The sequence below is a fragment of the Saccharospirillum impatiens DSM 12546 genome, from assembly GCF_000423605.1.
Taxonomy (GTDB): Bacteria; Pseudomonadota; Gammaproteobacteria; order Pseudomonadales; family Natronospirillaceae; genus Saccharospirillum; species Saccharospirillum impatiens.
The window spans coordinates 1-17,757 of sequence record NZ_AUIH01000035.1 but is presented as its reverse complement, the minus strand read 5'-3'; the positions used below and the strand labels follow the sequence as shown (position 1 = coordinate 17,757).

The 17,757-nt window shown below is 55.4% G+C and carries 17 protein-coding genes and 1 pseudogene; 11 read left to right on the top strand and 7 right to left on the bottom strand.

Annotated features, from left to right (window positions below; translation table 11 throughout):
* Positions 1 to 14 precede the first annotated feature (14 nt).
* The 4 genes from G565_RS24390 to G565_RS0115185 are packed head-to-tail and all read right to left on the bottom strand — an operon-like array spanning position 15 to position 3,794.
* Positions 15 to 887 (bottom strand): ATP-binding cassette domain-containing protein, encoded by an 873-nt coding sequence (locus G565_RS24390; protein ID WP_051208018.1) that lies wholly within the window; start codon positions 885 to 887, stop codon positions 15 to 17.
* Positions 888 to 892: 5 nt separating this feature from the next.
* Complete coding sequence (locus G565_RS0115195; protein WP_028671664.1) at positions 893 to 1,870, bottom strand: FecCD family ABC transporter permease; 978 nt, start codon at positions 1,868 to 1,870, stop codon at positions 893 to 895.
* Positions 1,867 to 2,859 (bottom strand): FecCD family ABC transporter permease, encoded by a 993-nt coding sequence (locus G565_RS0115190; protein ID WP_084649416.1) that lies wholly within the window; start codon positions 2,857 to 2,859, stop codon positions 1,867 to 1,869. Before G565_RS0115190 ends, G565_RS0115195 begins: the two co-directional genes overlap by 4 nt.
* A 38-nt stretch (positions 2,860 to 2,897) precedes the next feature.
* Complete coding sequence (locus tag G565_RS0115185; RefSeq protein ID WP_028671662.1) at positions 2,898 to 3,794, bottom strand: Fe(3+) dicitrate ABC transporter substrate-binding protein; 897 nt, start codon at positions 3,792 to 3,794, stop codon at positions 2,898 to 2,900.
* 166 nt (positions 3,795 to 3,960) lie between these two features.
* On the opposite strand from G565_RS0115185, the gene G565_RS0115180 reads away from it, so the two are divergent.
* The 10 genes from G565_RS0115180 to G565_RS0115130 all read left to right on the top strand — a co-directional run bounded on the left by G565_RS0115180 (position 3,961) and on the right by G565_RS0115130 (position 15,930).
* The gene (locus tag G565_RS0115180) at positions 3,961 to 5,175 is read left to right on the top strand and encodes an ATP-grasp domain-containing protein (protein ID WP_028671661.1); all 1,215 of its coding nucleotides are present in this window, start codon (positions 3,961 to 3,963) and stop codon (positions 5,173 to 5,175) included.
* Complete coding sequence (locus G565_RS0115175) at positions 5,175 to 7,019, top strand: IucA/IucC family protein (protein ID WP_051208007.1); 1,845 nt, start codon at positions 5,175 to 5,177, stop codon at positions 7,017 to 7,019. The genes G565_RS0115180 and G565_RS0115175 overlap by 1 nt, the downstream gene beginning before the upstream one ends.
* Positions 7,016 to 8,203 carry an MFS transporter gene (locus tag G565_RS24385; RefSeq protein WP_037339613.1) on the top strand — a complete coding sequence of 396 codons (1,188 nt, stop codon included), beginning with the start codon at positions 7,016 to 7,018 and terminating at the stop codon, positions 8,201 to 8,203. The genes G565_RS0115175 and G565_RS24385 overlap by 4 nt, the downstream gene beginning before the upstream one ends.
* Before the next feature lie 134 nt (positions 8,204 to 8,337).
* The gene (locus G565_RS0115165) at positions 8,338 to 9,624 is read left to right on the top strand and encodes an imelysin family protein (RefSeq protein WP_028671659.1); all 1,287 of its coding nucleotides are present in this window, start codon (positions 8,338 to 8,340) and stop codon (positions 9,622 to 9,624) included.
* 141 nt (positions 9,625 to 9,765) lie between these two features.
* The gene (locus tag G565_RS0115160; protein WP_051208004.1) at positions 9,766 to 11,109 is read left to right on the top strand and encodes a di-heme oxidoreductase family protein; all 1,344 of its coding nucleotides are present in this window, start codon (positions 9,766 to 9,768) and stop codon (positions 11,107 to 11,109) included.
* On the top strand, positions 11,109 to 12,161 hold the full coding sequence (locus G565_RS0115155; RefSeq protein ID WP_037339610.1) for an imelysin family protein: 1,053 nt from the start codon (positions 11,109 to 11,111) through the stop codon (positions 12,159 to 12,161). Before G565_RS0115160 ends, G565_RS0115155 begins: the two co-directional genes overlap by 1 nt.
* Positions 12,162 to 12,169: 8 nt before the next feature.
* The gene (locus tag G565_RS24380; RefSeq protein WP_051208002.1) at positions 12,170 to 13,282 is read left to right on the top strand and encodes a DUF1513 domain-containing protein; all 1,113 of its coding nucleotides are present in this window, start codon (positions 12,170 to 12,172) and stop codon (positions 13,280 to 13,282) included.
* A gap of 935 nt (positions 13,283 to 14,217) precedes the next feature.
* On the top strand, positions 14,218 to 14,547 hold the full coding sequence (locus tag G565_RS0115140) for a DHCW motif cupin fold protein (RefSeq protein ID WP_028671655.1): 330 nt from the start codon (positions 14,218 to 14,220) through the stop codon (positions 14,545 to 14,547).
* A 102-nt stretch (positions 14,548 to 14,649) separates the two neighbouring features.
* Positions 14,650 to 15,066: a YunG family protein gene (locus G565_RS0115135; RefSeq protein ID WP_211227189.1), complete on the top strand. Its 417-nt coding sequence runs from the start codon at positions 14,650 to 14,652 to the stop codon at positions 15,064 to 15,066.
* A 129-nt stretch (positions 15,067 to 15,195) separates the two neighbouring features.
* Positions 15,196 to 15,930: a riboflavin synthase gene (locus tag G565_RS0115130; protein ID WP_028671653.1), complete on the top strand. Its 735-nt coding sequence runs from the start codon at positions 15,196 to 15,198 to the stop codon at positions 15,928 to 15,930.
* A gap of 250 nt (positions 15,931 to 16,180) precedes the next feature.
* Here G565_RS0115130 and G565_RS0115125 read toward each other — a convergent pair whose 3' ends face one another.
* The 3 genes from G565_RS0115125 to G565_RS0115115 are packed head-to-tail and all read right to left on the bottom strand — an operon-like array spanning position 16,181 to position 17,411.
* Entirely contained in the window at positions 16,181 to 16,552 is a 372-nt protein-coding gene (locus G565_RS0115125) for a thiol-disulfide oxidoreductase DCC family protein (protein WP_028671652.1), read from the bottom strand.
* Positions 16,549 to 16,971, bottom strand: coding sequence for a DoxX-like family protein (locus tag G565_RS24375; protein ID WP_084649415.1), 423 nt, complete (start codon positions 16,969 to 16,971; stop codon positions 16,549 to 16,551). Before G565_RS24375 ends, G565_RS0115125 begins: the two co-directional genes overlap by 4 nt.
* Positions 16,971 to 17,411: a DUF2269 family protein gene (locus G565_RS0115115; RefSeq protein WP_281168935.1), complete on the bottom strand. Its 441-nt coding sequence runs from the start codon at positions 17,409 to 17,411 to the stop codon at positions 16,971 to 16,973. The genes G565_RS24375 and G565_RS0115115 overlap by 1 nt, the downstream gene beginning before the upstream one ends.
* Before the next feature lie 106 nt (positions 17,412 to 17,517).
* Between G565_RS0115115 and G565_RS0115110 the strand changes: the two are divergent.
* A pseudogene (locus G565_RS0115110) lies at positions 17,518 to 17,757 on the top strand (IS1380 family transposase); the annotation flags it as partial.

Sequence of the window (17,757 nt, the reverse complement as noted above, 5' to 3'; positions counted from 1 at the left end):
GTGATCGTCCGTCATCAGACAGCGATGGCCGCCAGATCGGCTTTTAATCTGCGCTTCGGTGTGTCCCGCTCATCCGGGTTCGTGTGAGTCGACACAGACGGTTTTACGCGCGGCACGCACAAGGGCGTTCCGCTTTCCGGGTCCGGTACAATGCGTGCGTCCAGGCCGAACACCTCGGCCAGCAAGGATTCGGACATCACCACCTCGGGGTTCCCCTGGGCCATTATCCGGCCGGCTTTCATGACCACCAGTTCATCCGCGAAGCGGCAAGCCTGGTTCAGATCGTGCAGCACGGTGATCACGGTGCGTCCGTCGTCGATGAGTTGTCGCACCAGTTCTAACAGGTCGTATTGGTGCGCCATATCCAGATAGGTGGTGGGTTCGTCGAGCAGCACGATGTCGGTGTCCTGCGCCAGGATCATCGCCATCCACACTCGCTGGCGCTGACCACCGGAAAGCTGGGTCACTGGCCGGGCTGCCAGTTCGGTTACATCAACCCGGGCCATCGCCTGGCGGACCCGCTCACGATCGCGGTCCTTGAGTTGCCCGAAGGCGTTAAGATGAGGCGCTCGGCCGTAGGCGACCAAATCGAACACCCGAATGCCTTCCGGTACCAGCGGCGTCTGCGGCAACAGGGCGATGCGACGCGCGATGGCCTTGGTGTTCAATTCGGCCAGGGTGGCACCGTCCTCCAGTTCGACCAGTCCATTTTGCGGTTTCAAAAGGTGAGCCAGGCTTTTCAGCAGGGTGGACTTGCCACAGCCATTCGGGCCGACGAGCGCCGTCAACCGACCTTTGCCGAGGCTGAGCGTCAAACGGTCGATAATGACGTGCTGGTCATAGCCGACGGTCAGATCTTGAATATGGAAAGCGGGAGTCAGGGTCATAGCGGTCACCAATGTTTGTAGCGGGTGATCAGAAATACGAAATAGGGCGCACCAATAAAGGCCGTTACAATGCCGGCTGGCAACTCGATGGGTGGCATCAGAACGCGGGCGAACAGATCGGCGCTGACCATCAGAATGGCGCCCAGCAGCAGACAGACCGGAATCAACGGCAGATGCCGGTGTCCGACCAGAAAGCGGGCCATGTGTGGCGCCACCAGGCCCACAAAACTGATGGCGCCACACACTGAGACCGACGCACTGGCCAGCGCCACGGCCGTCAGCAGGGCCAGCAGACGCAGCCCGCTGACGCGCGTGCCCAGACTGGTGGCGGTGGCGTCGCCCAAATTCAGTAAGTCCAACCGGTAAGCGAGCAAGGCGGCGACGGGAATCAGAATTATGAGCCAGGGGACGATCAGGGGCAGATGCGACCAGTTGCGTCCCCAGACGGATCCGGTTAGCCAGATCAGGGATGAATTAATTTCCAGGGGATACAAGGTCAGCAGGAAATCGATGGCCGCCGCAAACAGAGCCGACAGAGCCACGCCAACCAAGGCCAGAGAAGCCGGCTGATTCAGCACCGGCCGCGCCAGCCAAAGCAGGCATCCGAGGCTGGCAAATCCACCCGCAAGGGCAACAATCGGGACCCAGGCGACCGGCGCGCCGGTCCACGCAATGGAGAAGCCGACCACCGCCAGGCTGGCGCCACCGGTCACGCCCAGAATGTCGGGCGATGCGAGCGGATTGCGCACTACCCCCTGCACCAGTAAACCAGACAACGCCAGTGCCGCACCGACCAGCGCGGCAATGACCAGTCGAGGCATACGATAGCCATAAAGAATGAATTCGTATTCCGGCTGCTGATGCATCAGTGTCCGCCACAGGTCCGGTGGCGAGATTTTCACCGCCCCAAACCCCAAATGCCAGGCCGAGAACAGGACGAGAACCACCATCAACGTAACGGACATCGGCAACCAACGAGTCATGTCCCGGCCTCCAGAATTCTCCGTCGCGCGAGGAACAGGAAAAAGCCAGCGCCGAGCAAGGTGGTTAAAATGCCCACAGGACTGTCGTTTGGAAAACGCAGACCACGGGCCAGAGTATCGGACACCAGTAACAGAATCGCACCGAGCAAGGCACAGGCGGGTACCAGCAATCGATAATCGGTGCCGATCAGGGCGCGGGCGACGTGCGGAACCATAAGACCGACAAAACCGATAGGGCCAGCGACACTGACCGCCGCAGCGACCAGCAGTACCACCACCAGGCTGCCCAGCCAACGCACCTGACGCAATCCGCCGCCCAGGTTCTGCATGCGTTCCTCGCCCAAACGCAACAAATTCAGCGGCTGGCCGAGCCACAGTGCACCCGCGAGACCCAGTGCAGTCCAGGGTGCGACGAGGCGGACATCCGCGAAGGTGACGTTGCCCAGACTGCCGGTCAGCCAGTGAAAAACACCATAGGCATTTTCATCGGCCAGAATAACCGCGCCCCGGGTCATGGAGAGAAACAGGAAATTCAAAGCGACCCCGGCCAACACCACTCGAACGGGGTGGATGGGGGTGCGGTGCAAACCACCGAGAAAGAAGACCAGCAGGCCAGCCAGGCTCGCGCCGCAAAAGTTCACCAGCAACAGAGGCAGGACAGCTACCCAGGCGATCAACTCTGTGGCGGATATGGCGAACGCCAGCGCCGCTCCAGCGCTGACACCAAACACCGACGGCGATGCCAGGGGGTTTCGGGTCATGCCCTGCATGATCAGTCCAGCGACAGCCAGCGCCGCACCGACAAAGGTTGCAGCCAGGGCACGTGGCAGACGCAGCGACAACAGCACCTGATGGTTCAAATTGGCGGAGTCAAATGCCAATACCAGTGAGACAACATCCTGAAAGCGGAGATCGAACTGGGAATAGCGGGTTAGGGCCAGGCCAAATGCCACCAGCAGAACCGGGACCAAAGCCCCGATCCGCCACATCGGTGACACCGTTCGCCTCACCCGTAAGACTGCCGTCATTACCGGGCAGCCGTGGTGGTGCTCAGCAGATCGACCAGTTCTTCAGCCATGATTTCCGCCGAGATCATCCCCCGATTGAGCGACCAGAGACGTGGGTCGGTTTCGACATACTGGTCATTCTTTACCGCGGTAATAACAGACCACAGCGGATTGTGTTTGTAGGTATCGACCGCAGTCTGCTCGCCGTACTCACCCACCAGGAAGTAATCCGGGTTAGCTTGCACCAGGCGCTCCAGAGTGATCTGAAGGTAGGCCTGCTCGGTCTCTTCCGGGATAGGGCTGTTCAAACCCAGTCGGGCAATAACACCACCGGCATAGGCGCGCGGGCCGTGCAGCCAAACGCCCTTCTCGCTCGAAATGGCGAATTGCACAGTAGCATTGCTGTCCACCCGGGCTGCGTAGGCATCCATGGTGGCGTTGTGCTGTGCAATTCGGTCAACCATCGTCTGTTCCTGGTCGAAAGCCTGGGCGACTTTGATCACCGCGTTGAGGTTATCTTCATAGGTTTCACCGCGGCTTTTCAAAATCAGAGTGGGTGCGATGCGCTGCAAATCTTCGTAGATCGCGGCGTGGCGTTCGACATCGGCAATGATCAGGTCAGGTTCGAGTGAGGCGATGACTTCAAGGCTCGGTTGAGAACGGGACCCCAGAGACGTCCAGTCGTTCAACTGGGCGCGAATCGGCTCGATCACCCGGTTGGCGTCACCATCGTCGGCCACACCGACGGGAGATACACCCAGGGTGGCCAGAGCGTCCACGAAGGAAAACTCCAATGCCACCACCCGTTCCGGAGGGGATTGCAGGACGACTTCGCCCAACTCATCGGCAACCCTGATCTCTGCCAGAGAAGCACCGGACAGCATCAGTGCAAGAATAAAGGACAATACGCGCGGCATGGTTAGCACTCCTGAATAGATGAAGCGCGGATACTATATAAACGCCAACGCAAATACAAATCATAATCATTTATTATTGAATAGATAACGATTCTCATTTAAGATTTTCAGCCCAAAGGATTGTCACCGCTAAACCCTGATTTCTGAATAAGCTCAAGGACGCCCTATGCCTATAAACAACCTTGTTATTCTTACTCATGTCGTTCATGACGCCGTTATTAACGGTTTCATACCAGCCGCCGTCAGGCTTGGCTGCAAGGTAATTATCCTGACCGACCATGCGCAGGAGCATCGCGAATGCTTAGGGCGGATGAACGGCTCCACCCTGCCGCAGTCACTGTCCGAAAGCGTTATCGAATGCGACGTTTTTAACAGCTTCAGCGTGCTCGAAACGCTAGCCCGGGAGCGGATACAGCCAGATGCCGTCTTTTCCAACAGCGACCATTTGCAAACCCAGGCCTCACTAGTCGCCCAGTATTTCTCCCTGCCGTCGAAGGATTGGCTAACCTGCTACCGGGCCAAGAACAAAGCCGCGATGCGGGAACGGTTACAGCAACACCATTTGCCTTCGGCATGGCACCATGGCTTGAGTAACCCGGCTGATTTGGACCGACTCGATCTGGACTTTCCCTGTGTCGTAAAACCCCAGGAAGGGGTGGCCAGTATGGACGTAAAGCTGTGCGCGAACATCGGTGAGTTGCGAGACTTCTGCATGGCATTCTGGCAACAGCGCCCCGCCAGGGGGTTGATTGTTGAGCAATACCTGGAAGGTCCTTTGTTCTCGGTAGAGACCCTGGGTGACAGCAATCGACTTGCGGTTGTTGGTGGTTATGAAACGACGCTCTCGGCACCGCCCTATTTCATTGAAACTGAGTGCGTTTGGAACAGCGATGTCGACAGCGATCATGTCCGTCAGGCTGTTCAGCAGATAAAGGCCTTCGGCATTGGGTTTGGTGCCTGTCACAGTGAGTTTGTGCTCACCGAACATGGCCCCCGACTGGTGGAAATCAATTACCGCAGCATTGGTGATGGCTGTGAATTTCTATTGGACAGGATGGCACACTTCGATTGGTTCGAGAGCATTCTGTGCCTCTACCTCGGTCAACCTCTAGCAGACCTGGAACCCGTTCAGGGGTGTGCACTAACACGCTACATCGTGGCGACACGCAGCGGTGTGCTACACCACGTTCCAGACGATTTCGAACAAACCTCCCCCATTTATGTTCGCCTGGAAAACCTGAAATCACAGGGTGATGATCATCGCCTGGCGCATTCCAATAAAGACTACCTGGCCGTGTTAAGCGCCGCCGCCGATGACAAAAAAACACTCCTGCAAGCGGTCAATGCCCTTACCGACCAACTTTGCTGGGAGATCGCCTGATGCCCGGCAACGCAAAGCACTCGCCCGCCGTTACGTCTGTGGATGAGCACCATCGCTACATGCTGATTCGCCTCATTGATTGTTGCCTGAGGGAAGACATTCGAGGGCTGGTCAGCACCGCACGAATCCTTCCTTCGGCCGAAGTTGCAGCGGGGCTTCGAACGCGGCATTCCGCCTTCGCGGCTCCGGAGTTTTGGTTGCACAAACCGTTGACTGCGTCTGATGGACTCTGGCTTCCAGTCAGGCGCTGTGACTACATGCAACACTGGAAGGCCACCACTCCCTGCTGGCTGGTTACCCATCAAACGATGCCCGCCACGCTTGGCGAAACCGCCCGGCACTGGCTCTCGCTGCTGTCGGCGAACCTGCCGCCCACCCGTCACGATTACTATGATCGCTATTTGATGGAGTTCGACAGCGCCGTTGAACAACGTCGCTGGTCGACGACTCTGAACTTGCCTGCATTAGCGTCAATGCACCGCGGCTGGTCCGCACAACAGGACCTTGAACAGTTGGCGGCCCATCAGGATCATCCATTTTACCCCACGGCCCGGGCAAAAATGGGGTTGTCTCAAAAGGACTTGATCGCGTACGCCCCCGAAGCCATGAACACCTTCGAGCTGGGTTGGCTGGCCGTACCGAGACAGGCGATTGACGGCGACCTAGCGGACTTCACCCCCAAGTTCGAGCGAGTGGGGCTGCCTGCAGCACTCGAAAAGAGTCACGCCTTGGTACCGCTGCATCCACTGACCGCCGACACCTACTGGGAGGAACATCTGCCTGAATTGAACCAAAACCTGCAAGCGCGTTTCAGTGACCCCGAAGCCCTGGCGATCATGGCGCCGAATCGAAGGGTATCTGTACGACCAACCCTGTCCGTCCGCACCCTTTGCCTGACCGAAGCCCCCTGGGTTCATTTGAAGCTGCCGCTGCAGATGCGCAGCCTTGGTCATCGAAACGTGAGAACCATTGCCCCCAGCACAATCAAAGATGGCTTTACTTTTCAACGGGTGCTGCAAACGCTGGAAAACCGGGATCCCTTGTTGCGTGGGTGTTTCGATCATTGCGATGAACGCCAGGGAGGCGCGGTCGACCAACGCTCCGATCTGGGTTGGATCGTTCGTCTATACCCCATGACACTGCACAACACTACGGTCTCTTGCGTAGCCGCGTTGCTTGCCAGGGATCGTCACGGCATCCGGGTAATTCAGGCCCTTGCGAATCGATTCCGAGGGGGTGATCTCGACGCTCTGTTAACCGACTACATTAATCTACAGCTTAAAACCCATCTGACGCTTTGGCTGAAACACGGCATTGCTCTGGAGTCCAATCAACAGAATTGCATGGTCATCTTCGAGGACAATCAGCCATTAAAATTGTTGTTCCGGGACAACGACTCAGGGCGCATCCTGCCATCACGCCTTCAAATGACTCAGCCGCAACTCATGCCTACCCTCGATGCATTCCAGGACCCGAGAATTTTCGTCGAACAGGACACGGCATTGAAGGATATGTTTATCACCATTACGTTGCAGCTCAATATCACGTCCATTCTGTCCGGGTTAGCCGAAGCCGGTCTTGTTGATCTGCCGATCTGGTTCCGGCGGTTGGCTGATCTATTGCTGCAACACCTGGATGTTCTGGACGGCCAAGGTGTAGAGACGAGACAAGCACGGCAGGCGTTATTGGAATCACCCTCTCACCCGGTTAAGTATTTGCTCTTGTCGGGCAGCTTGCTGAGCAAGGACGAAAGCGGTGCTACCGACATCAACAAATACTACGGTTACACCTCTCCCAACCCCTGGTTTTTAGGAACTGGGTATGGCCTGTGGGACAACAGATGACGACCTGGCAACGCATCACCCGCACCCGGTCGCTGATCCCGACTGTGTTGGCCTGTCATTTCCTGACCTCCTTCACGGCTCTGGGCATGCCCGTGTTTCTGCCCAAGCTCATGGAAGGGTTATTGTTATCCGGGGAGCTACAATGGATCGGCTGGTTTTATAGCCTGCCCCTTGTTTGCATGGCGTTGTCGGCACCGCTGTGGGGTTGGTTCGCCGACCGGTACGGCAAGCGACTCTCCCTGATGCGGGCACAGGTGGGGCTGGCGGCCGGTTTTCTGATCATTGGGCTATCGGATTCATTGCTGCAGTTTACCGTCGGGCTCGTCCTGCAGGGACTATGCGGAGGCACCTTCGCTGCGTCAAATGCCTATTTGGCCAGCCAGATCAGGCCCTCTTTGCTACCCACCGCGCAAAACTGGATGCAGGTATCGGCACGCAGCTCTCTGCTCGTCGCACCCATCATACTGGGCCTGCTGATTGGCAACGATGAGCCCAGACGCCTGTTTATCTATCTGGCCCTGCTGCCTCTGGCAGCCTTGTTGATGACGCGCAGGCTACCCAGGGATCAAAATGGGCACAGTCAGGCTATGGGTGACAAACAACTGACCGATACGGCCTCTCCGGTGGTATCTCGCGCTACCGTTTCAGCCATTCAATTCTGTTTCTATTTTGCGACGGTGGTCACCTATCCCTACTTTCTGCCCTGGGCAAATCAACTCGGTGTCCAGTCGGCAACCACCGTCGGATTCCTCTTTAGCTTGCCTCACCTGTGCTACCTGATGCTGATGGTATTCAACGTTGCCTGGGTGCAGAAACTGAATGCCCTGGTGCTGTGTCAGGTCAGTTTCTTGTGTCTGTTGATCGCCAGCCTGCAGCAGGCCCAAATGGACCAGGCCGATGGGTTGGTACTGTGGCGACTGCTGACGGGGCTGTCGCTATTCCTGGGGTTTCTTGGGTTACACAAACTCATTGCCGACCTGAACACAGTTGGCACAGCCGGTCGACTCTTCGGTTGGTTCGATTCGGTGGGGAAATGGAGCGCCGTCGCGGCCGGCATTCTGTCCGGAATGATTACCTCCGAGCTTGGCCTGGCGAGCACTTTCTATCTGAGCGCCGCGATGATTCTGGTGGCCTGGTGTCTGGTCGCAGGTTCGAGCCTGCCGAAGCGGTCGAACCATTCCTGACCGACCGTTAAACCATTCACAATCCTTCTTGCGTTAAGACTCATACAGCAAGTACTATTGAGTTTTATTATCATTTACATCATCAAACGCAATACTGCCACTATGATATTGATCGTCACAACAAGGAACCCATCATGAGAACCCTTCAGCCTTTAGCTGTCGCCACAGCAATTGCCAGTCTGACTATGGCAGGATGCAGCACCTTCGCAGGGACAGCCCAAACACCAGCCACTCCCGAATCCGTGGTCTCCCACTATTCCGATTTGGCTCTGGCAACCTACGAAGACGCGCTCACAACTGCACAACGGCTGGACACCGCGGTCGATGCCCTGCTCGACAACCCTACCGAACAAACACTGGCGAGTGCGAAACAAGCCTGGCTGGCCGCACGGGTGCCCTACCAGCAAAGCGAAGTGTTCCGCTTCGGCAATGCCGTTGTCGATGACTGGGAAGGCCAGCTCAACGCCTGGCCGCTGGATGAAGGCCTGATCGACTACGTCGAAACCACCCACTACCAGTATGAATTGGGCAACGAAGGCGCATCCGCCAACCTGGTTGCGAACAGCCAGCTGACGGTGGGTGGCGAGGCACTGACGGTCAATACCTTTACGCCTCAGGTACTGGCCGACTTGAATGAAATCGGTGGCTCTGAAGCCAACGTTGCTACGGGGTACCACGCCATCGAGTTTCTGCTCTGGGGTCAGGATCTTAACGGGTTCGACGCCGGTAACGGCAACCGCCCGGCAACCGACTATGCAACCGGTAACGATTGCACGAACGGCAACTGCGATCGTCGTCGGGCCTATCTCGATGCCGCGACTGACCTACTGGTCGATGACCTGGAATGGATGACAGACCAGTGGTCACCAGAAATGGCCGGTAACTATCGCGCTTCACTGGTCGCCGACGACGCCACCACAGGCTTGCAAAAAATGCTGTTTGGTATGGGATCTCTGTCGCTCGGTGAACTGGCTGGCGAGCGCATGAAAGTGGCACTCGAGGCGAACTCACCGGAAGACGAGCACGATTGTTTCAGTGACAACACCCATAACTCGCATTATTACAACGGTCTGGGCGTCGTCAATGTCTATACCGGCACCTATCAAACCATCGACGGCAAACTCGTTGAAGGCCCGTCATTGTCTGACCTGGTCGCCGCCGACCAACCTGAGCTGGATACAACCTTGCGCCAACAACTGGAAACGTCGATGACGGCACTGGGTGCCATTAAATCAGCGGCTGAAGCACCGTCGAACCCGATGGCTTTCGACCAGATGATTGAACCCGGTAACCAGGCTGGCAGCACACTGGTCAATACCGCCATTCAAAGTTTGGTGGCGCAAACCTATTCCATCGAACAGGTCGCGCAGACGGTCGGCGTGAATGATTTGCAGCCGGATGATGCCGGTCACGCCTTCTAATAGAAAGCGTTAGCATGAGCAAGGCTGGTGGTGTAATACCCCCGGCCTTTTGTGGTTTGTAACAACCGGGATTTGTCTGTGACCTTCCAATTAAAAACGTTGACCGGCCTGCTCCTTTCAACTTTGTTAACAGCGCCTTCAATGGCCAGTGATTCGCCGCTACAAACCAACGCTGACTCCGGTGGAGACGGCAGTGTTGCGCAGTTTGATCACAATGCTTTTTCATTGCCCAATGCCGCTATGTCCATGACCCGCCGTCTGGATTTCAGCGTTGGCAACAGTTTTTTCCGCAACCCCTGGGTTCAGGCTCCGGCAAGTACCGACGCCCGGGATGGACTGGGGCCACTGTTCAACACCAACAGCTGCCAGGGCTGTCACATCAAAGACGGGCGCGGCCATCCACCGGCCCCCGGCGACGCCCCGATATCCTTATTTCTGCGGCTGTCGATACCAGCCGACCCGGCAACCGATCAGGATGGACTGATCACTCAGGGAGTCATTCCAGACCCGGTCTACGGCGGCCAGCTTCAAACCGCTTCCCTACCCGGGCTGAGCCCGGAGGCTGATCTGAGCATCACCCATTCTGAAAAAACAGTCACCCTGCGGGATGGCACCCGCGTTACGCTGATGCAGCCGCACTATCACATTGACAATCTGGCTTATGGTGACCTGCCCGACAACCTGATGACATCACCGCGGGTCGCCCCACCGATGATCGGCCTGGGTTTATTGGCGGCCATACCGGAATCCCGCCTGCGCGAATTGGCCGACCCGGACGACCGCGATCAGAACGGGGTTTCCGGGCGGCTTAACCGGGTGTGGGACCGGGCCAGCCAAAGCACCCAGATAGGCCGCTTCGGCTGGAAAGCCGGAGAGCCCTCCGTGCTTCAGCAAAGCATGGGCGCCTTCGCCGGCGATATGGGCCTGACATCCGCTTTGTTTCCAAACACCGACTGCACGCCCTCTCAAGGGTGCCTGGGCTTTATTGACGGAGGTGCGCCCGAAGTATCGGATAACATCGCTGGCTTCATAGAGTTCTATGCCAGCAGCCTAGCGGTTCCCAAACGACGATCCATGGACGACCCGGCCGTTCAGCGAGGGGCGCAGCGCTTTAACGACGCCGGCTGTGCCGCCTGTCATACACCCAATCATCAAACAGCACACATTGATCAGCGCCCCGAATTAAGCAACCAGTCTATCTGGCCTTATTCGGACTTACTGTTGCACGACATGGGGCCTGAACTGGCCGACAACCGGCCTGAATTTCTGGCCACAGGCCAGGAATGGCGAACGCCACCCCTGTGGGGCATTGGCCTCGCACAGCAAGTAAACCCTCTGGCCGGTTTCCTGCACGACGGCCGGGCCCGAACTCTGGAAGAAGCCATTTTATGGCACGGCGGCGAGGCGGAAACATCTCGCGACACCTATTCCTCATGGCCGTCATCCGACCGTTCTGACCTAATTCGGTTCCTGGAGTCACTGTAATGCGACATGCATTTTCACAAGCACTCATCATCGGCGCACTGCTGGGCACACAGCCCCTATCAGTTGCATTGGCTGAGTCAAATGAGCCAGCAGAGCAGCAAGCACGTGCGCTCTGGCATCAGCAAATCGCCGCTGGTTACCAGGCTCTGTCGACATCGGCACAGAGATTAAGTGACACGGCTACACGTTACTGCGAAACACCGAACGACAACACAAGACAGTTGCTCGTATCCCACTGGCGCGAGGCGTTTTTCGACTGGCAAGCGGTTCGCTTTGTCGACTTCGGGCCCATTGAACTCGACAGCCGAGCCTGGCAACTGCAATTCTGGCCAGACCCGAAAAACCTGGTGGGCACCAAGGCCCGGCAATTACTGTCATCCGATACACCGATTGATCGCCAGCGCGTCACCGATTCGGGCGTTGCCGCCGAAGGGTTCCCGATGCTTGAATACCTGCTGTTTGATGAACCCTTCAATCAGACAGAGCAGGCATTGCCCGATGGTCGCGGCTGCGCCCTGCTACTGGCCACGGCAACTATTGTAGAAGACAACACAACTCAGTTGGCCACTGACTGGCAGGCGTTGGCCGAACACTACCAGGCAACCGACAGTTACTCGGCTACGACGGTCCGTTCAGCAATGACTGCTCTGGACATTCTGGTTCACAAGCGGCTCGGCGAACCGATGGGGTTAGGCTCCTCACAACGCCGGCTGGTTTACGCCGGCGACGCCTGGCGCAGTGGTCAGTCAATTGCCGCGGCTGAGGCGTCATTGTCGGGCTTGCAACGCTACTTTCTACCGGGCCTGATCCGAAAACTGGAGCAAGCCGATCAGCGCGGCATCGCCGACGACCTGACTGACCAGTTTCAAACAACACTGGCACGGTTTGATGCCCTGCCCGATGATCTGGCCTCTGTTCTTGAAGACGATCAACGCTATGCGCAGTTGCAAAACCTCTATATTGCCGTGCAGCAACTCGAGCAAACGCTGGAACTTCAAGCCGCGGTTGCCTTGGGAATCCGTCAGGGTTTTAACTCGAACGATGGCGACTGAACAGTTCTATGAAAAAAAATTCACCAGCAACAATCAATCGACGAGCGCTGCTAAAAGGCAGTGCTCACTGCCTGATTGCAGCGGGCCTAATGCCATTGAGTTGGGCCACCCGTTTGCCCGACTCCCTTTCCGCGCTGGGTGCGGTGCGCCTGCCTGACGGTGGCTATGCGTTATCGGCAGTCAATCATCAGGCAGAAACCGTCTGGACAACGCCTGTCGCCGCGCGCTGCCACGGTGGCTGCACCACACCGAGCGGCAGCGATGTGGTGCTGTTTGAAAGACGGCCGGGTTGGTCTTTTCATGTACTCAACAGTGTGACCGGTGAGATTCGCCTGTCGCGCGCTCCGGAACCCGGTGAACACCTTTACGGCCATGGCGTGTTCAGCCCGGATGGTCGTTTCCTGTATGCCACCGCAAGTCACTATGAGTCGGGCCAGGGCCGGATCGCTATATTCGATGCCCAGCAAGACTATCGTCGAACAGACACCTGGGAACTTGAGGGCATCGGCCCCCATCAACTCGAATTGAGCCCGGATGGCACTCAGTTGATCGTCGCCCTCGGGGGCATTCGCACTCATCCGGATTACGATAGAGTAAAACTGAATCTGAACGAAACGGACCCGGCCTTACTGTTCATCGACCGCCTCACCGGTCAGGAGCTTTCCCGCCATCGCCCGTCCGATTCACAACTGAGCTGCCGACATCTGGCCGTATCGAATAATTCCGTCACCTACGTGGCTTGCCAGTACCAGGGCCCCGAATGGCAACAGCCGCCATTGATTGGGCGGCATCAGAACGGCCACTGGTCCGAAATTACATTACCGGCTGCGCTGCAACCCCGGCTGAACAATTATCTCGCCAGCATCGCCGTGCAACCGGCGTCTGAAGTCGTTGTGGTAACGGCCCCACGCGGTGGCTTAGTGGTGGTACTGGATGGCCGCAGTGGCCGCGTCATCCGTGACATCGACTTGTACGATGCGGCAGGCGCCAAGCCCACCGACGATGGGGGGTTCCTGGTCAGCAGTGGAACCGGCGAATGGTTGTGGCTGGATTCGAGTGCCGATTTCGCCATCGGTGCCCGGGGCACGTCGACATGGGCGTGGGATAACCATCTGTTTTGAGCGAATGATTCGATCAATTTTGGTACGAACATATGTGACCCTACCGACACTGCTCTAAGTGCAGACCCCAGACTTCAACAGCGCCATTTACGACACGGTAGGCCAATTCAATACACTCCCTTTAGGCAACCATCTTAGCTTTCGAATTAAACGGGTCTGACTATTCTTAGGACGGATACCTTGCTGAGAGAACACACATCCGTTAGGGAAATGCCAACATCATCACAAAAAATACTGTGGGTGGGACGCATATCACTTCGATAACCCGGAATATGCGCCGGGGGAGACATTGATACTTTGGATAGTCGTCGAGCTCGACGGTTTCTCCCGCTTTAATATGCGGCAACCTTAATCAAAGCCAAGGAATTTGGCCTCATCAGCACTGGGCCTTTGCGATGCGCTGTGGTAGGTTTTGCCTTAAGTCTGTCGGAGTAAAGCGCGGGGCCGACAATGAATAGCAGTTATGTGGGCGGACCCAGTGGCAGCGCGCACCGAGAAAACGAATGACTGATAAATTTGGTGAATACAGAGCAAGGCTATTAAACACGGATTACCCGCAGTGGCGTAATTTGCTTTCTTGCCTGGTTCTGATCACTCTATCAACGGGCTCTGTGCTGTCTTGGTGGTATGCGTATTACACGCTTCCTGAGACGGAGTGCCACAAAGGTTTTCTCTACTTCTCGATCTTGTGGCTTGCTGTACAGTTGGTAGTCATCGGCTACTTGTACTGGTACCGGGATATCCCTGCATTTGCCCGGGGTGCTATAAAACTGCTAATTATGATGGGTAATGTCTGGTTTGGGCTTTTCATATTTGCCCTCAATCCATGTAGCTTATAGCAAAACCACATAACCAGTGCAGGTTGTCGGACAGGTACTACGCTGCGCTACATACCTGCCGCAACTGCAAGCGTTATGTGCTGAAGGAGACGTAAGTTGGACATAAGGAATTTACCCTTTGGGGTTACTAACTGGTCTGAAGTTGAGAAGACTGAACACACAGGGGAACAGGGAGCTGCTTATTGGCAGACTCGTACTTTCGGCGATATCCGGGTTCGTATGGTTGAGTACAGCCCCGGCTATCTGGCTGATCATTGGTGCGCCAAAGGGCACATCCTGCTCTGCCTGGAAGGTGAGCTCCACACTGAATTAAAGGACGGACGTTGCTTTGTTCTCCAGCCAGGTTCTAGCTATCAGGTGGCAGACAACGCTGAGCTTCATCGGTCCTCTACAGAGCGGGGCGCAAAGCTCTTCGTCGTGGATTGAAAATCACATAACCAGGCTATGCACCGGATGCCATAACCTGCGCTTCACTCCGGCTCTGTCACCGGTGATGGCGAGTACCCATGAGAAGTAGACACTCATATTATGAAACTGAATCAAGTGGAGCCAAGCCTCGAAGAACTTGAAATTGCTTTACGGAAGTCTTGGTCATTAGAAAGCACAGAGGAACCTGAAAACTGGACGCTATCGAATCCTAGTCGCGGACAATGTGGCATCTCATCACTTATCGTTAATGATTACTTTGGTGGTAAACTGGTACTTTGGAAAGTGTTTATTGGCAATAAACAGATAGGTTTTCACTATTCAAACGAGTTACCGGATGGTACTAAAGTAGACGTTACCAGCGACCAGTTTTGGACTAATGAGGAACTGAGAGATCCGAAGCCTTTCGATAGACCAAATATCCCACCAAAGAATGGCGCCGATCGCTATTTAGCTCTTGCAATTCTGGTAAAGGAAAAGCTCGAAAATTTCAGGTCTGATGAGGCTTCCGCTACTTAACAAGTTGCTGCTGGTCATCCCCGTTTTTTCTGGCGCGGGGGCGTCGAACACAGACTCGTTGCGTTCTGTTTTACCACCATCAGGGGGCTCTAGTTCGCAAAATCGAATACCAGTTTTAATGAGGCAGGCATGTTCACAGGAATAGTTCAAGCAGTAGCTAAGATCGTTGAGGTGACGGATAAGAATGGGATCAGGACTTTCATAATAGACTTTCCTGAGGGATTCTGTCGTAACTTGGAGATTGGAGCCAGTGTTGCGATTGATGGGGTATGCTTAACTGTCACCGAGATACTATCCGGCGTGCGCGTTAAGTTTAACGTCATGCTCCAAAGCCTATTAATTACCACGTTAAGCAAATATGATGCGGAGCAATTGGTGAATGCCGAGAGGGCCGCCAAAGATGGCGCAGAAATTGGAGGCCATCCTCTATCAGGGCATGTTGACTTCAATGCCTCTGTTGTTGACATAAATAGAATTGAAGACAACTACTGTATGCGTTTGGCTCTTCCATACGAATGGAAAAGGTATGTTTTCCCTAAAGGTTATATAGCACTTAATGGTGCAAGTCTTACCGTTTCCGCAGTCAACAAGCAAGAAGAGTGGTTTGAAGTTTGGCTCATCCCGGAAACTCGTCGAATGACGGTGTTTGAGTCAAAAGCAGTTGGAGACTTCATCAATATAGAAATTGAACGCGGTACCCAGGTAGTTGTGGATACTGTGCGTGATACATTAAATGAGAACTTAGGCCCATTGCTGCCAATGTTTGAAAAGTTGCTATTGGAGCAAGGTGTTGATCTGGATGCCTTGGGTTATGAGAGCCTATCGCTTCGTGCGCCAATGAGCTCACAAAATTTTGAAGAGTGATTCGAAACGCGTAGAGTTTTTAATATGCGCGGCGCACGCACCCAACGCGAGGGACAGTGCTGGTTAGGGAGTCGCTTTTAAAGCGAGCTGGCTTCTGCTGGGTCGTAGCATAGTAGGTATCCTGAAAGCACGTTTTAAAAGCATACCGTTTGGTGTCCTGTTAAGCTCGCCAATACGCCACCACGAGCGTCGGCAGGACGCTCGTCAGCTTAATACTTGGAGACAGCGTAAAAACACTCTCACCCTCGACCTACCAGTGCTTTAAAGCGCGGTTCCACAGGTACAGGCACCGAGCAAAAACCTTATAGACCTGGTTCAATAGCCAACGTAGCCCTGCTACTTTTGAAACCCGCGCCTTCCACTGTTCGCTGGGCGAGTTCTCCCAAATCGCGATAAAGGCCTCGAAACCCACGCGCAGATTACCTTCAGTATCGATCACGTGCAGGCGTTCGCGTACAGCAGCGAGATCGGTATTCAGCTCCGTCACCTTGGCATTATCCAGGTGCACATCTTCAAATTCGATACCGCAGTAGGTAGCCCTTTTCTTTTGTGCGGCAATACCCGCATCGCATACGGGACAGGCAGAGTTGTAGTACACGCGTATCCTGGGTTCTTGACTCATACGACGCTCCTCTCTACTCGCTCGCTCTCGTTTTTCAGACTGTTCGGATGCATCTCCAGGCAATAAAAAATCAGCACGAGTATCGGCAGGTTTTTCGATAAGGGACCGAAGGGGTGAATCCAGAACTCTGGTGCGATAAGGCTCAGCAACAGGCTATAGACAACGATCACCCCCAGCTGCAGCTGATAGCAAAGGCGCAGTTTAATCCCCGCCAATAGCCACAGGCCGATGCTGATATCGAGCAGACTGCCCGACCACAGGCACAACTCGGCAAGCGGCCCTGTGATGCCGCCGCGCGCCAGTACCGCATAGCCGATGTTGGGGCTCAGCCACAATGAACTGAGGCCGGTCAGCAACCACAAGAAGCTCAGACTCAGGCGTGCCCAATCGAGTGCTTTGGCTTGTATAACCCGCTTCATCACACCACCGCCAGTGGCTTAAAGACCATGAGCCAGAAGATCACCAGAATAGCGCTGAAGGCGGCTAAACCCAGCCCCATCCACCAGCGCATCAAGGGTTTAAACGCTGGCGGTAGCTGGCCACTTATCAAAGCGGTGGTTGCGAGTGCAAGTAAGCGATACTGCATAATCACCACTGGTATCCAGCACAGGCCGATAAAGACGAACAGGGCCGCCACCGTCATAAACCAGAGGCTGCTATAGGCGTAGCCCAAGGCCTGCATCAACAACAGACCGGTCACTAGCTGGACCACAACCGCCGGCGCGGTAAAAATCCAGTCGGCCAACACCACCAAACGCGCGGTAACGGCGATGGCAGCCACGTTGCCGCTGCGGCTGACCATCAGCATGAAGAAGGCGATACCCGCGCCGGTTCCGGCCAACACCACAGCGCTGAGTATGTCCTGAATCCGTAGGTTAATAATAAAAAAACGGCCTATAGCCCTCTATTTGCGCCGAATTTTGCTAAAATAGTCCCCTCAAATAGATCACCTACTGAGTGAGTAAATGAAGCGTTTCAAAATCGTACAATCCGATGCAGATATCATCAGTCACAGTGGCTTAGCACTGATTGGTCAAGCCGTAAATCGACACACCTATCTTACACAGCAAATTGACGCACTGGTTCCATTGCGCCACGGCATAAAACATTCGGATGTGATCAAAAGTTATCTAGCGATGCTATGTATTGGTAAAAATGATTTTGAAGCGATCAATACGATCGAAAGTGAACATTACTTTATGGAT

Bases quoted from the DNA above. Each gene is read 5' to 3' on its own strand.
- G565_RS0115165 (WP_028671659.1), top strand. From the start codon at position 8,338: ATGAGAACCCTTCAGCCTTTAGCTGTCGCCACAGCAATTGCCAGTCTG.
- G565_RS0115135 (WP_211227189.1), top strand. From the start codon at position 14,650: ATGAAACTGAATCAAGTGGAGCCAAGCCTCGAAGAACTTGAAATTGCT.
- G565_RS0115185 (WP_028671662.1), bottom strand. From the start codon at position 3,794: ATGCCGCGCGTATTGTCCTTTATTCTTGCACTGATGCTGTCCGGTGCT.
- G565_RS0115180 (WP_028671661.1), top strand. From the start codon at position 3,961: ATGCCTATAAACAACCTTGTTATTCTTACTCATGTCGTTCATGACGCC.
- G565_RS0115190 (WP_084649416.1), bottom strand. From the start codon at position 2,859: ATGTGGCGGATCGGGGCTTTGGTCCCGGTTCTGCTGGTGGCATTTGGC.
- G565_RS0115155 (WP_037339610.1), top strand. From the start codon at position 11,109: ATGCGACATGCATTTTCACAAGCACTCATCATCGGCGCACTGCTGGGC.
- G565_RS0115125 (WP_028671652.1), bottom strand. From the start codon at position 16,552: ATGAGTCAAGAACCCAGGATACGCGTGTACTACAACTCTGCCTGTCCC.
- G565_RS24380 (WP_051208002.1), top strand. From the start codon at position 12,170: ATGAAAAAAAATTCACCAGCAACAATCAATCGACGAGCGCTGCTAAAA.
- G565_RS24375 (WP_084649415.1), bottom strand. From the start codon at position 16,971: ATGAAGCGGGTTATACAAGCCAAAGCACTCGATTGGGCACGCCTGAGT.
- G565_RS0115195 (WP_028671664.1), bottom strand. From the start codon at position 1,870: ATGACTCGTTGGTTGCCGATGTCCGTTACGTTGATGGTGGTTCTCGTC.
- G565_RS0115175 (WP_051208007.1), top strand. From the start codon at position 5,175: ATGCCCGGCAACGCAAAGCACTCGCCCGCCGTTACGTCTGTGGATGAG.
- G565_RS24385 (WP_037339613.1), top strand. From the start codon at position 7,016: ATGACGACCTGGCAACGCATCACCCGCACCCGGTCGCTGATCCCGACT.
- G565_RS24390 (WP_051208018.1), bottom strand. From the start codon at position 887: ATGACCCTGACTCCCGCTTTCCATATTCAAGATCTGACCGTCGGCTAT.
- G565_RS0115130 (WP_028671653.1), top strand. From the start codon at position 15,196: ATGTTCACAGGAATAGTTCAAGCAGTAGCTAAGATCGTTGAGGTGACG.
- G565_RS0115160 (WP_051208004.1), top strand. From the start codon at position 9,766: ATGGCCAGTGATTCGCCGCTACAAACCAACGCTGACTCCGGTGGAGAC.